This is a genomic window from Brevundimonas sp. UBA5936, assembly GCA_002430835.1.
GTDB lineage: Bacteria > Pseudomonadota > Alphaproteobacteria > Caulobacterales > Caulobacteraceae > Brevundimonas.
This window is the reverse complement of sequence record DJDA01000085.1, coordinates 1-13,205: the sequence shown is the minus strand read 5'-3', so window position 1 is coordinate 13,205 and position 13,205 is coordinate 1. Positions and strand designations below refer to the sequence as shown.

Here is a 13,205-nt window from a genome sequence, read left to right as displayed (position 1 = left end):
CCTGCCAGCGCCCGGCCGCAGGGTCATGTGAATAATCGGCAAGGATCGCCGTCCGTCACGCAGCCGTCGCCGTCTCCTGCAGATCAATCCATGCCGCGCCGTGGTTCAGCGCGTCGGCCTCGGGCTGAGGGCGGCCCAACAGATAGCCCTGAACCTCATTGCAGCCCTGAGCGCGCAGGAAGGCCAACTGCTCGGCGGTCTCGACGCCTTCGGCCAGGACCGGGATCGACAGGCTTTCGCCGATGGTCAGGACGGCGCGGATGATGGCCCGCGACTGCGGCGCCTCGCCGTCCAGTTCGGTCATGAAGGAGCGGTCCAGCTTGATCTTGTCGAAGGGGAAGGCCTTCAGCGTCGACAGCGAGGAATAGCCCGTGCCGAAGTCGTCCATGGCGATGGTCACGCCCAGCGCCTTCAGCTGGCGCAGCACATGGGTGGTGCGCGCCATGTCGGTGATCATGGCCGTCTCGGTGATCTCCAGCTCCAGGCGCGACGGCGACAGGCCGGTCTCCAGCAGGATCTGATGCACCAGGCGGGGCAGATCAACGTGGCTCAACTGGACCGGCGACAGGTTCACGGCGATGCGATGCGGCTCGTCCCAGGCGGCGGCCTGGCGGCAGGCCTGGCGCAGCACCCATTCGCCGATCGGCAGGATCAGGCCGTTCTCCTCGGCCACGGGGATGAAGTCGGCCGGCGAGATGTAGCGGCCTTCATCGTTCTTCCAGCGCAGCAGGACTTCATAGCCGGTGGCCTTGCCGGTCTCGACCGAGGCCTGGACCTGATAGTGCAGCTCGAACCGCTCGTTCTCGAGCGCCTCGCGTAGGGCCTGGGTGACGCGGCGTCGGGCGCGGACCGCCTGGTCCATGTCCGCCTCATAGAAGCAGACGTCCTGGGTCAGCGACGCCTTGGCCCGGTACATGGCCAGGTCGGCGTTGTTGATCAGGGTGGACACGTCCTGGGCGTCTTCCGGCCACAGCGACACGCCGATGCTGGCGCCGCACGACACGTCGGCATGGTCCAGGGTCACGGTCTGGATCACGGCCTGGCGCAGACGCTCGGCCACCGCGCGGGCTCCGTCGCGGGTTGAGACCGAGGCCAGGGCCAGGAATTCGTCCCCGCCCTGACGCGCGATGAATTCGCCCTCGCGCAGCACGCCCTTCATACGCTCGGCGATGATGCACAGAAGCTGGTCGCCGACGGCGTGGCCGTACAGGTCGTTGACCTCCTTGAACCGATCCAGGTCCAGGGCGAACAGGGCCAGGGTCTCGCCCTCGGCCGCCGTCTGCTTCTGGCGCGTCAACCGCTCCAGGAAGGAGGCGCGGTTGGGCAGGCCGGTCAGGCTGTCGTTGCGGGCCAGGTGGGCGATGCGGCGCTCCTGGGCCATGCGGGCGCGCAGGTCGCGCACGGCGTAGATCATGGTGCGGCTGCGCGCCGTCAGATCGCGGCGGGCCGACAGTTCGACAGGGATCTCCTCGCCGCCGGCCATCAGTATGGTCTGGGTCACAGCGCCGTCGTCGAGACGGTGCGCGTCCTGCACCCAGTCCCCCAGGTCGGCGCCGATCAGATTGTCACGGTCGGTTCCGGCCAATTCGGCCAGGACTTCGTTGACGGCCACGATGACGCCGTCGCGCTCGATCGCCATGCCGTCGACGCCGGTCTCGAGCAGGTACTGCAGACGCTCGCGGTTCAGCGCCAGAGCCTCCCGATCCAGCGCGTGACTGGCGGCGCCGGCGCCCAGCACCAGCAGGCCGACGCCGGCGACGCCCAGCGCCAGCACGCTGCGTGCGTCCTCGCCCGTCAGCATCCCATCCAGCGGGCCCAGCGGGATGACGGTCATCGCCGCCATCGCCGTGAAGTGCAGGCAGACGATGCCCAGCACCATGGCCGTCCCGCCCTTCAGCCGCGCGAAACGATCGTCAGCCGCCGCCAGACGGAAGGCCAGGGCGCCGAAAACCACCGAACCGGCGATGGAGACCGCCAGATAGACGGCCGACCAATGGACCACGGCCTCGACCGACAGGGCGGCCATGCCGACGAAGTGCATCCCGGCCACGGCCAAGCCGAACAGGGCGCCGCCCGCCTCGACGGCGAAACGACGTCGCATGGAGGCCGTCGCCAGGGCCAGGCCCACGCCCAGGATCGCCACCGCCAGGGAGACGCCCGTCAGCATCGGCTCATAGGCGGTCTCGACGCCCGGTCGATAGGCGATCATGGCCACGAAATGGGTGCACCAGATCGTCGCCCCGCCCGCGACGGCGCCCAGGAACAGCCACGAAAGACGCGACAGCCCCCCGTTTTCCCTGATCCGCCGCAACAACCCTGTGGTGACGAAGCTGCCCAGCAGGCAGATCAGGGCAGCCAGGGCGACGAGCCCCAGATGGTGCTCATCGGTCAGACAGGTCAGGACACGCATGGGAGACGCCGTGGAGAAAAGGAGTCCACCGTCCTAGAGGCCAAGGCGTTAACCCTGGCTGTCTCGATATGAATAACGAAATTTGAAAAAAGCGGCCCTTAAGCCGCCCCAGCCCTTATTGGCTAATGGCCACGACTTCACTGTCCATCATGTAGGGATTGTTGACCAGAACGTTGGCGCCGGGCGGCAGGCCCAGTTCCTTGAAGGTCCACTCCATCTGCACCCCGCCCCTGACCGGGCGGCTGCAACGATCCTCATCCAGGCGACGCAGGGTGATCACCGCCGAGTCCTTGAGCTGGGTGATGAAGGGCTTCACGTCGCTCTTGTCGGTGCAGCCGTTCGAGCTGACGCGGAACACGGCCAGATCGCGAGTGAAGGCGGCGGCGTGGATCGGCTCCAGCTGGCCCGGCATCCCCTCGGTCCGCACCAGGGCGCCCGGTTTCGCGGCGCACCCGGCCAGGGCGGCGACAGACAGCGCAACAGCGACGCAGAAAGCGCTCCGATATCTCATCTCGGCCTCCCGCGGCTCGATCCTGACAGCAAAAGGCACCATGCCTTGGTTTGGCCCAAAAGGGAACCGCCGCTGTGCCTCATTAAAAAAAGAGGCCCCGGCGAGCCGGAGCCTCTTCTTGTCTTGAACCGCAACCCGACGGATCGGGCGGGATCGTCGAACTTACGAGGAGTAGTATTCGACGACCAGGTTCGGCTCCATCTTCACCGGATAGGGCACGTCGGACAGTTCCGGCACGCGGCCGTAACGGACCGAGAAACCACGATCGCCCAGTTCCAGATAGTCAGGCAGGTCGCGCTCGCTCGACTGCTGGGCTTCGAGCACCAGCGCCATGTTGCGCGACTTTTCCTTGACCTCGATGACCTGGCCCGGCTTGACGCGGTACGAACCGATGTCGACCTTCTTGCCGTCGACGGTCACGTGGCCGTGCGAGACGAACTGGCGAGCAGCCCAGACGGTCGGCACGAACTTGGCGCGGTAGACGATGGCGTCCAGACGCGATTCCAGCAGGCCGATCAGGTTTTCCGAGGTGTTGCCCTTACGACGGGCGGCTTCGGCGTAGGTGGCCGCGAATTGCTTCTCGGTGATGTTGCCGTAGTAGCCCTTCAGCTTCTGCTTGGCCTTCAGCTGCAGACCAAAGTCCGAGACCTTGGACTTGCGGCGCTGGCCGTGCTGGCCGGGGCCGTAGGAACGCTTGTTGACGGGAGACTTGGCGCGACCCCACAGGTTTTCACCCATGGCCCGGTCGAGTTTGTACTTGGCGCTATGGCGCTTGGACATGTGTCACTCTTCATCATGATGCGGCCCGGCTGCTCCCCGATTGGAGCGGCGATCTCAACGGCGGTTCACGCATCGTCCGTAGTCAGTTCGCGCCTCGGGCGGAACCCGATGCGAGAAGGCCGGGCTTATGAAGGCGACGCGGCCGGGAGTCAATGTCGGCGGCCCTTCCGGTCTTGGCGGATTCCGGTTCTGGATCATTCTTCGCCGAACGGGCGCCAAACGGTGATGAAAGCCCCATCGAGCTGAAACCGTTTCGTCGCCGCTAAAGCCTAGCTCGCCCCCCGACATCAGTATCGCTTTCGGGGATTCCCAACATGACCTCTGTTCGCCGCGCCGCCGCCTGGCTGCTCGCCACCTCGGCCCTGTGCGCGCCCGCCCTCGCCCAGGCCCAGACTTCGGCCCAATTTTCGGCCCAGGCCGAAGGCCAGGACGCCGCCGTCGAAGTCAGCGAGATCGTCGTCACCGGCCAGCGTGAAGCCCAGCGCGCCGCCATCGCCGTCAAGCGCCGCCAGTTCGAGGTCATGGACGCAGTGTCGTCGGACGACATCGGCAAGCTGCCCGACCACAACACCGCCGCCGCCCTGCGCCGCATCCCCGGCGTCTCGATCATGGAGGACCAGGGCGAGCCGCGCTGGCCGATCCTGCGCGGCCTGGCCTCGACCTATAACCGCACCACCATCGACGGCGCCTTCGTCGGCTCGGTCGACGAGAGCGCCCGCACCGTGCCGATGGACATCGTCCCCTCGGTCATGGCCGGCCGCCTGGAGGTCATCAAGACGGTGACGCCCGAGAACGACGGCAACGCCATCGGCGGCGTCATCAATGTGCGCACCCGCAGCGCCTTTGACCGCAACGGCCCCTTCTTCGACGGCATGGCTTCCTACGGCGTCTATGAGCGCCACGGCGACGTGCGCAACGACGATCCGTCCTATCGCCTGAGCTTCGCCACCGGCCGCCGTTTCGGCGCCAATGACGAATGGGGCGTGGTGGTCGGCGCCTCGCACGAGCAGCTCGACTACGACATCCCTCAGGTCGAGGTCGCCGCGCCGTCGGTGCGCGAGTACGACGCCGACGGCAAGCCGGTGGATTCCGGCTCGGCGACCGGCAACGGCATCCAGGTGCCGACCCAGAACCGCCTGTTCTGGTACAACAACACCAAGCAGCGCTCGGGCCTGAACGGCAAGCTGGAATGGCGTCCGTCCAACACCTTCCGCTGGGAGGCCTCGGCCCTGTGGGCCAGCATGGAGGACGACGAGGAGCGCATCGAGTTCCGCACCGAGCCGAACGGCAACGTCTCGAACCAGACGCAGACTTCGGGCGTCTTCGCGACCGGACGCAACATCGTCGGCCTGAACCAGCCGATCACCCAGCGCGAGATCGGCCTGGTCCGCAGCGGATTCCAGTGGGACGCCGCCAGCCAGTGGACGCTGGACGGCGACCTCTCCTACTCCAAGGCCTCGCTGGAGACGCCGAACACCTCGTATGAGTTCCGCACGGCGGCCCATTCCGACTTCGGCTTCAGCTACGATACGTCGGACTTCTTCCCGGTCTTCACGCCGACCGATCCGGCCGCCTTCCGCGATGCCTCGCGCTACAACCTGCAACAGCGCCGCGTGTCCCTGACCACCAGCGATGAAGACACGGTGCAGGCCCGCTTCAACGCCGCCTTCGACGACGGCGGCCATGAGCGGAACCTGAAGATGAAGTTCGGCGGCCTGATCCGCTCCAGCGACCGCTCCTACGCCAGCCGCCGTACCGACTATAAGACCGCGCCCGGCTTCGCCTTCACCTTCGACGAAGTGGACGTGGCCGGCCCCAGCGAGCTGATCCAGGGCCGCTATGACCTGGGCGCCCGCATCGACGCCGGTCTGGCCGAGCGCTTCTTCGAGGCCAACCGCGACCGCTTCGTCGCCACGACCGCTCTGCCGACCGGCGACTATGACGTGACCGAAGACGTCTACGCCGCCTATGGCCAGGCCAGCTATCGCATCGGCGACGTCACCGTCCTGGGCGGGGTGCGCTATGAGAAGACCGAGGTGGAATCCCAGGCCGCCCGCAACACCGGCGGCGTCCTGACCCCCGCGCACAACCAGGGCGGCTATGAGAACTGGCTGCCCAGCGTCCACCTGCGCTGGGACGTGCGCGAGGACATGGTGGTGCGCGCCGCCTGGACCAACACCATCGGCCGCCCGGACTTCGGCTCCCTGGCCGCCAGTGAGAGCCTGAGCTTCGACGGCTCCCAGCCGACCCTGTCACGGGGCAACCCCAATCTGGAGCCGCGCGAGAGCGAGGGCTTCGACCTGTCGTTCGAATATTATCCGACGGACGGCCTGATCTCGGTCGCGGTCTTCGCCAAGTCGATCGACAACGAGATCTTCACCCTCAGCTCCGTCCAGCGCATGGACGTGGGCCGGGGCATGGAGGACGTCCAGGTCTCCACCCCGATGAACGCCCAGTCGGCCGAAATCCGCGGGATCGAACTGGGCTTCCAGCAGGCCCTGACCATGCTGCCCGCGCCCTTCGACGGCTTCGGCGTCAGCGCCAACGCCACCTTCCTGGACACGGAGTTCACCTTCCTGACCTCGAAGGGCGAGCGCCACACCGGCCTGTTCCAGCAGCCGGACACCACCACCAACGCCTCAATCTACTATCAACGCGGGCCGCTGGAGGCGCGGATCTCGCACAACTACGTCGGCGGCTTCCTGGAGACGATCAACGACACCATCCCCAACGCCGATCAGTACTGGAAGGGCCGTCACCTGTATGACGCCTCGATCAGCTGGCGCTTCGACAACGGGGTGACGATCTTCGCCGAAGGTCAGAACCTGAACGATGCGGGCCGCCGCGAAGTGACCGGCCCGAACCAGGGCTATCTGCAAGAATCCGCCGAATACGGCCGCACCTTCTGGTTCGGCGTCTCCGCCAGCTTCTGATCCCCTTCAGGCCGCCTTCCAGACTGGAGGGCGGCCTTCCTGCTTCCAAAAGGCCCCGCCATGCTGATTTCCACTCTCGCCCTTCTGGCCCTGAGCGCGTCCGACGCCGCGCCTCAAGACGCCGCCCCGATCGCCAGCCGTCTGGAGACCGTCCGGCGCTACGCCTCGGACGCGCGTCAGGGCGTGGCTGTCGGCCCGAACGACGTCTACGCCGTCTCCAACTGGTCCCTGACCCGCTACGACAAGGCCACCGGCGAAAAGCGCGCCGCCTGGGCCGGAGAGCCCGCGCGCTTTCCCCACATCAACTCCTGCACCCTGATCGAGGCAGAGCTGGTCTGCGCCGCCTCCAACTTTCCCGCCACGCCCCACGTCAGCACGGTCGAGGTGTTCGACCCCGTCGACCTGCATCACAAGCGCACCGTCGCCCTGGGCCTGGGAACCGGCTCCCTGACCTGGATCGAGCGACGCGACGGCGCCTGGTGGGGGATGTTCGCCAACTATGACAGCCGCGGCGGCGAGGCCCCGCGCGATCACCGCCACACCACCCTGGTCCGCTTCGACGACCAGTGGCGGCGCAGCGAAAGCTGGGCCGTCCCGGCCTCCATCCTGGAGCGGGTGGCGCCCATGAGCATCTCCGGCGGCGGCTGGGGACCGGACGGGCGGCTCTACCTCAGCGGCCACGACCATCCCGAGCTCTATGTCGTCGCCTTCCCCCAGGGCGGCGGAACCCTGGATCACGTCGAGACCCTGGGCATGGAGGCCGAGGGCCAGGCCGTCGACTGGGACGAAAGCACGCCCGGCGTCCTTTACGGCATCACGCGCCGCACGCGCGAAATCCTGGCCATGCGTCTGCCGACCGCGCCCTGAGGCGCCGCCGACGGCCAAAGAAAAACGGCCCCGGAAGCGATTCCGGGGCCGTCTTCATTTCAGTCGAGAACCGGCTCAGCCCTTGGCGGCTTCGTACAGTTCATTGACCTTGTTCCAGTTCACCACCGACCAGAAGGCCTTGAGGTAGTCGACGCGGCGGTTCTGGTACTTGAGGTAGTAGGCGTGCTCCCACACGTCGGCGGCCAGCAGGACGGCGCCCTTCTCGGCCGCGTCGTCCATCAGCGGGTTGTCCTGGTTCGGGGTCGAAGTGACCTTCAGCTTGCCGTCCTGAAGGATCAGCCAGGCCCAGCCCGAACCGAACTGACCAGCGCCGGCGGCGTCGAAGTCAGCCTTGAACTTGTCCATGCCGCCCAGTTCGGCGTCGATCTTGGCGGCCAGTTCGGCCGAGGGCTCGCCGCCCGTGCCGACCGGGGCCAGCAGCTCCCAGAACAGGCTGTGGTTCCACACGCCGCCGCCGTTGTTGCGGATCGGCTTCGGCAGCTTGGACATGATCGCGAAGATGTCTTCCAGCGACTTGCCTTGCGCCTCGGGCGTGGCGTCGACGAACTTGTTCAGGTTGTCGACATAGGTCTGGTGGTGCTTGTCGTGGTGGAAGGTCATCGTCTCCTTGTCGATGGCCGGCTCCAGCGCGTCATAGGCGTAGGGCAGCGGGGGCAGGGTGAAGGCCATGGGAGACTCCTCTTTACGGCGTTTGATTCCTCTGGACCCTATCTAGGGCCGCGCGCGCCATACCCAAGCCTTGAACGTCGCCTTTGTTCATAATTCTCGGGGTGAAACCGCTTTTCGGAACCCAAAGCGCGAAACAGCCGTTTCCCAGTCGCCCCAGACCGCCTTTCAGGTCGCTTATCAGGGGGATGCGCCATGCCTGATCGCGCCGCTTCGCGGACCGCGCTGCTTTCGGACGCCGAAGCAGAAAGTCTGCGTCTGCAATTGCTGGAAGTGATTCCGCGCCTTCGCCGCCATCACCTGCTGGACCTCGCCGACACCCTGCACGAGGCCGTGCGGGAACGGCGCTGGTCGCCGGAAGAACGGCTGGACATGAGGGCCTGACGCTCCAGCCTCAGCCCGCGTGCAGTTCCTGCTTCACGCGCTCGGCCAGGGTCTTGATGTCCAGCGGCTTGGGCAGGAAGGACACCCCGACCTCGTCCTGCAACAGGTCCGAGAAATCGCTCTCGGCGTAGCCCGAAATGAACATGACCGGCGCGTCGCCCAAGAAGGGCCGGGCCTTCCGCAGCAGCGACGGCCCGTCCAGACCCGGCATGATGACGTCCGAGATCAGCATGTCGATCTGGCCCGCCCATTCCTCGGCCAGGATCAGGGCCTCCTCGCCGTCGGCGGCCTCGATCACCTCATAGCCGCGCTGGCGCAGCAGGCGGGCGGCGATGCCGCGCACGGCCGCCTCGTCCTCGACGAACAGGATGCGGCCCGCGCCCGACAGGTCGCGCGGCGCCTTGACCACCTTCTCGACCACGGGGGCCTCGACCAGTTCCTCGGCCGTGGCGGCGGGCAGGAAGATGCGGAAGGCGGCTCCCGCATTCTCAAGATTGGCGACGGTGATGTGGCCGCCCGCCTGCTGGGCGATGCCGTAGACGGTGGCCAGACCCATGCCCGTTCCCTCGTTCACCGCCTTGGTGGTGAAGAAGGGCTCGAAGATCTTGTCCAGCAGGGCCGTCGGCACGCCGGGGCCGGTGTCCGACACCTCGATCAGGGCGACCTCATCCGTCGCCTCGCGCCAGCCCAGGTCGCGGGCCTGGGCGCCGGTCAGACGGCGGGTGCGGATGGTGACGACGCCCGCGCCCGGCTCGACCACGCCGCGCATGGCGTCGCGGGCGTTGACGGCCAGGTTCATCACCGCCGTCTCCAACTGGCTCTTGTCGGCCAGCACCAGCGGCAGGTCGCGGCCGTAGTCCGTCTCCAGCCGCACATCCTCGCGCAGCAGGCGGCGCAGCAGGACGGCGAACTCGCCGACCAGTTCGCCCAGGTCCAGCCGCTCGCGCCGCACCGTCGACTTGCGCGAGAAGGCCAGCAGCTTGCGCACCAGATCCGCCGCGCGGATGGCCGTCTGGCGGATCTCGTTCAGCCCATCATAGGAGGGGTCGCCGACCGGATGGCGCTCCAACAGGCCGCTCAGTTGCAGCTGGATCGCCGTCAGCAGGTTGTTGAAGTCGTGCGCCACCCCGCCCGCCAGCTGACCGACGGCCTGCATCTTCTGGGCCTGCGACAGCTGCAGCTCCATCGACTTTTGCGTCGCCACGTCGAACAGCCAGACGCGGCGCTTGTCGCCCTCGAGCGCGACATAGAGGTGCAGTTGCCGATCCGGATGGGCGCGAGCGATCAACTCGATCGGGCCGAACGATCCGGCCTCCAGCTTGGCGCGAGCTTCGGCCACGCCCGCCGGATCGAACAAATGGCCGAAGGCGGCAGTCCGTTTGTGCTGATTTTTGATTCTCTTAACAGTCAGGGAGTTGCGACTGTACTGAATTTTGTAGTACTGACAGCAGCAGTTTCTGTTTATAACAGTACCAGTTACTGTACCAGTCGCATGCTGCTCGGTCTGGCCAAACAGGGTAATGCACCTGAGTTTTTGAGTAAAATTAACAAAAATGGTATTCCGGTGCCGGCCGTACTAATCTCTGCTTTTGTTACCCTGCTCTGTGTACTGCTCAATTACATGTTTCCAGAGAAAGCGTTTAGTCTGCTGATGATGCTGGTTGTTGCTGCGATCGTTATTAACTGGATGGTCATTTTTATCACTCACTTAAAATTCCGCAAACAGATGATACGTGAAAACAAAACCACGCAATTTCCAAGTTTGGCTTATCCATTCACAAACTATCTCTGTATAGTCTTTATGATTGGTATTTTAGGCATTATGATAATGACGCCAGATATGCGTATTGCAGTTATGATGATCCCAGGATGGCTGTTGTGCCTGCTGATCGCCTATCAGATTAAAAAGCGCAAGGCACTTCAACGTCATAATATGGTTCTGGAAACTGACACCTGAGCCAGTAAATCCCCTCCAGAACATGGATGATGGACTGGAGCAGTTTTTAACAGAGTACAGTTAGAAGGCTGTACGACTTAAGGAAGTAATTGAATGTTTGAGCATGTAAATCCTTATCCGGGTGATCCGATTCTGTCTCTAATGGAAGAGTTCAATACGGATGCCCGTACAGACAAGGTAAACCTGAGTATTGGACTTTATTATAATGAAGACAGTATTGTGCCACAGCTCGAAGCCGTTAAAACAGCGTACAAGCATAGTGCCAAGCTGAACGATACGACCAAACTGTACCTGCCAATGGAAGGCTTCAAACCTTACCGTGAAGCCATTCAAAACTTGCTGTTTACTGAAAACAGTCCGGCTCGAGCTCAGGGACGTGTTGCTACAATTCAAACATTAGGCGGATCAGGTGCTCTTAAAGTAGGTGCAGATTTCCTTAAGAAATACTTTCCTGAGTCTGAAATCTGGGTAAGTAATCCAACTTGGGATAATCATGTAGCCATCTTCAATGGTGCAGGTATAAATACACATTACTATCCATATTTTGATGCTGAAACCCATGGTGTGGACTTTGCGGGTATGCTAGATACCTTAAAGCAACTGCCAGAACAAAGTATCGTATTATTGCATCCATGCTGTCATAAGCCGACTGGCGCCGATCTTGTTCCTGCACAGTGGGATCAGGTGATTGAAGTATTAAAAACAGGAAACCTGATTCCGTTTTTAGACATCGCTTATCAGGGCTTTGGCCACGGCATGCAAGAAGATGCTTATCTGATCCGTGCACTGGATCAGGCAGGAATGAACTTTATTGTCAGCAATTCATTTTCCAAGATTTTCTCGCTATATGGTGACCGTGTTGGCGGACTTTCCTTTGTCTGTGACGACCAAGAAACAGCTCAGCGCGTTCTGGGCCAGTTAAAGGCTACCGTTCGCCGTATTTACTCTAGCCCCCCTACAACGGGTGCATTACTGGTTGAAAATGTGCTCAATGATGAAGAACTACACTCCCTTTGGCTGACTGAAGTTGAAGGTATGCGTACCCGTATCCAGAAAATGCGTCAGATTCTAAAAGATGAATTAAGTCGCGCATTACCAAATCAAGACTTTAGCTACTTGGTAAACCAGAACGGTATGTTTAGTTATACCGGGTTGACTGCTGAACAGGTCGATCTGCTTAAGGAAAAATACGGTATTTATCTGGTTCGAAGCGGACGTATGTGTGTTGCAGGTCTAAACCAGAAAAATATTTATTATGTGGCTGAAGCAATGGCTGCTGTTTTGAAAAAGAGTTTAGTCACTGTTTAATTTTAAATAAATAAAAAACCGGGAAAGTTCCCGGTTTTTTATTTTTTAGATTATAAAGTTTAGGTTTGCCTAGAACTAAAAATGAATCACTGTACGGATAGATTTACCCTCATGAAGTAAATCAAAAGCTTCATTAATTTTACTCAAAGGTAAATTATGCGTGATGAATGGATCAATTTTAATTTCACCACGCATTGCCTGCTGTACCATACCTGGTAGCTGGGTACGACCCTTGACGCCACCAAAAGCCGAACCACGCCATACCCGGCCTGTTACCAGCTGGAATGGACGGGTACGTATTTCCTGACCGGCGCCGGCAACGCCAATAATGACTGACTCGCCCCAGCCTTTATGGCAGCATTCCAGTGCAGCACGCATGATGTCTACGTTACCAATACATTCAAAGCTATAGTCAACCCCTCCATCAGTCATCTCAACAATGACTTCCTGGATAGGCTTGCTATAGTCTTTCGGATTGACAACATCAGTCGCGCCCATTTCCTGAGCCAGTGCAAACTTGTCCGGATTAATATCAATTGCAATAATACGGCCAGCTTTGGCTTGCACTGCACCCTGAATAGCTGCCAGTCCAATTGCACCTAAACCGAAAATCGCGACAGTCGCACCTTCTTCAACTTTTGCCGTATTATGTACTGCACCGATTCCTGTCGTTACACCACATCCGAGCAGGCACATTTTTTCAAGTGGGGCTTCCGGATCAATTTTAGCAAGAGAGATTTCTGCTACTACAGTGTATTCACTGAATGTAGACGTACCCATATAATGATAAATAGGCTCACCATTATAAGAAAAGCGGGTCGTACCATCCGGCATTAAGCCTTTACCTTGAGTTGCACGAACTGCCTGGCACAGGTTAGTTTTGCCTGAAGTACAGAATTTGCACTTGCCACATTCTGCAGTATAGAGCGGAATAACATGATCACCGGGCTTCACCGAAGTAACCCCTTCTCCGACCTCAACTACAATACCGCCACCTTCATGCCCTAGAACCGCTGGAAAAACGCCTTCCGGATCTTCACCTGATAAAGTAAAAGCATCAGTATGGCATACACCAGTGTGTGTAATTTTAACCAGTACTTCACCAGCTTTTGGCGGAGCAACATCTATTTCAACAATTTCCAGGGGCTGACCTGGCCCAAATGCGACTGCTGCACGTGATTTCATTACATTTTCATCCTGTAATCTGTAAGGCTGACTGAAAAATTAATACCTAACAGTAACTCTAATACGCTAAAACATTCAAGTATTTACTCAGGCATGATGTTATCTTAAATGTGAAAGAGATACGTGACACATAATTAAAATGCAATTAGATAATCATCTGAAAGGTATAATAATTGGTATGAC

The 13,205-nt window shown here is 61.1% G+C and carries 10 protein-coding genes and 1 pseudogene; 5 read left to right on the top strand and 6 right to left on the bottom strand.

Translation table 11 applies throughout. The annotated features are described in order from the left end of the window. Positions 1-55: 55 nt before the first annotated feature. The 3 genes from B2Y21_RS07985 to rpsD all read right to left on the bottom strand — a co-directional run bounded on the left by B2Y21_RS07985 (position 56) and on the right by rpsD (position 3,701). A complete protein-coding gene (locus tag B2Y21_RS07985) occupies positions 56-2,410 on the bottom strand; it encodes a bifunctional diguanylate cyclase/phosphodiesterase (RefSeq protein WP_292058723.1) in 2,355 nt (784 codons plus the stop codon). Between the two features lie 115 nt (positions 2,411-2,525). Then, on the bottom strand, positions 2,526-2,921 hold the full coding sequence (locus B2Y21_RS07980) for a hypothetical protein (RefSeq protein ID WP_292058720.1): 396 nt from the start codon (positions 2,919-2,921) through the stop codon (positions 2,526-2,528). A 162-nt stretch (positions 2,922-3,083) separates the two neighbouring features. Then, positions 3,084-3,701 (bottom strand): 30S ribosomal protein S4, encoded by a 618-nt coding sequence (rpsD, locus tag B2Y21_RS07975; protein WP_003169687.1) that lies wholly within the window; start codon positions 3,699-3,701, stop codon positions 3,084-3,086. 314 nt (positions 3,702-4,015) lie between these two features. Here rpsD and B2Y21_RS07970 point away from each other — a divergent pair, with 314 nt between their 5' ends. Together B2Y21_RS07970 and B2Y21_RS07965 are read left to right on the top strand one after the other, a co-directional pair. After that, a complete protein-coding gene (locus B2Y21_RS07970; RefSeq protein WP_292058718.1) occupies positions 4,016-6,634 on the top strand; it encodes a TonB-dependent receptor in 2,619 nt (872 codons plus the stop codon). Between the two features lie 60 nt (positions 6,635-6,694). Next, positions 6,695-7,501, top strand: a complete 807-nt coding sequence (locus B2Y21_RS07965) for a hypothetical protein (RefSeq protein ID WP_292058716.1) — start codon at positions 6,695-6,697, stop codon at positions 7,499-7,501. A gap of 75 nt (positions 7,502-7,576) precedes the next feature. On the opposite strand, the gene B2Y21_RS07960 is transcribed toward B2Y21_RS07965, so the two are convergent. Then, positions 7,577-8,191, bottom strand: a complete 615-nt coding sequence (locus tag B2Y21_RS07960; protein WP_087140962.1) for a superoxide dismutase — start codon at positions 8,189-8,191, stop codon at positions 7,577-7,579. 192 nt (positions 8,192-8,383) lie between these two features. Between B2Y21_RS07960 and B2Y21_RS07955 the strand changes: the two genes are divergently transcribed. Then, the gene (locus B2Y21_RS07955; protein ID WP_292058713.1) at positions 8,384-8,572 is read left to right on the top strand and encodes a hypothetical protein; all 189 of its coding nucleotides are present in this window, start codon (positions 8,384-8,386) and stop codon (positions 8,570-8,572) included. Between the two features lie 10 nt (positions 8,573-8,582). Here the strand turns inward: B2Y21_RS07955 and B2Y21_RS07950 are convergent. Beyond that, positions 8,583-9,950: pseudogene (locus tag B2Y21_RS07950) on the bottom strand (ATP-binding protein); the annotation flags it as partial. Between B2Y21_RS07950 and B2Y21_RS07945 the strand changes: the two are divergent. Further along, positions 9,843-10,529 (top strand): amino acid permease, encoded by a 687-nt coding sequence (locus B2Y21_RS07945; protein ID WP_349679416.1) that lies wholly within the window; start codon positions 9,843-9,845, stop codon positions 10,527-10,529. The pseudogene B2Y21_RS07950 and the gene B2Y21_RS07945 overlap by 108 nt on opposite strands. A gap of 93 nt (positions 10,530-10,622) precedes the next feature. Then, positions 10,623-11,837, top strand: coding sequence for an aromatic amino acid transaminase (locus tag B2Y21_RS07940; RefSeq protein WP_292058709.1), 1,215 nt, complete (start codon positions 10,623-10,625; stop codon positions 11,835-11,837). 75 nt (positions 11,838-11,912) lie between these two features. Here B2Y21_RS07940 and B2Y21_RS07935 read toward each other — a convergent pair whose 3' ends face one another. After that, positions 11,913-13,022 (bottom strand): S-(hydroxymethyl)glutathione dehydrogenase/class III alcohol dehydrogenase, encoded by a 1,110-nt coding sequence (locus tag B2Y21_RS07935; RefSeq protein WP_005014406.1) that lies wholly within the window; start codon positions 13,020-13,022, stop codon positions 11,913-11,915. Between the last annotated feature and the right edge of the window lie 183 nt (positions 13,023-13,205).